This window comes from uncultured Microbulbifer sp. (genome assembly GCF_947489355.1).
In the GTDB taxonomy this organism is placed as follows: domain Bacteria; phylum Pseudomonadota; class Gammaproteobacteria; order Pseudomonadales; family Cellvibrionaceae; genus Microbulbifer.
This window is the reverse complement of the sequence record NZ_CANLDD010000169.1, coordinates 1-594: the sequence shown is the minus strand read 5'-3', so window position 1 is coordinate 594 and position 594 is coordinate 1. Positions and strand designations below refer to the sequence as shown.

Genomic DNA, 594 nt, shown 5'->3' with positions numbered 1-594 from the left:
CTCTCCCGGCTGTCACACCACTGGGCAGGTGTCGCCATTCCCGGTATGCTGAAAGCTCCCAAACAAACAGCTAACAAGGAAGTACTATGCAAAACATCAACGTCAAACTGGACCTCACAAAAGTGGTCGCCATTCAGGATGCGAAACTTCAGGGTGTTTGTGTCGCTTTGATCTCTTTAATCCTCGAACTCTGCAAGACCGAAGTGGTCGATCGAGAAAACCTCTACAAACGCTTGAGCTTGGCTATCAATAAACCAAGCAAGCTCGAACACAGCGAAGAAGTTAATAAGTACATTAAAGTGATCCGCACTTTTATTTCTCCAGATCAGAAAGCTACAGAGGGTGAAGTCATCGGCTTCCCTGAACCAGCTCCTGAGAGCCCATAAGGCGGCCCAGATTAGCAACAAGCTGCTCGGTGCTTTCTCCCGATGCTGATTCTGCACTAGCGACAAACTGAACCTGATCATTGCGAGCCAGGTGGCCAGATAGGCTTTCGGCCACCAGCGCTGCTCCTTGCTCCGATTTGAGGAATTCCGCGACCTCACTGTGTATGCTTTGCTTGTCCATCCTTTTCTCCTGTATGAATGACCATGG

Annotated in this window: 2 protein-coding genes; one reads left to right on the top strand and one right to left on the bottom strand. The window is 49.5% G+C overall.

Annotated elements, in window-relative coordinates:
• Positions 1-86 precede the first annotated feature (86 nt).
• On the top strand, positions 87-386 hold the full coding sequence (locus Q1A48_RS21320; protein WP_299948878.1) for a hypothetical protein: 300 nt from the start codon (positions 87-89) through the stop codon (positions 384-386).
• Here Q1A48_RS21320 and Q1A48_RS21315 read toward each other — a convergent pair.
• Positions 349-594 (bottom strand): hypothetical protein (locus Q1A48_RS21315; RefSeq protein ID WP_299948876.1); only part of this gene is annotated, 246 nt, incomplete at its 5' end. The genes Q1A48_RS21320 and Q1A48_RS21315 overlap by 38 nt on opposite strands.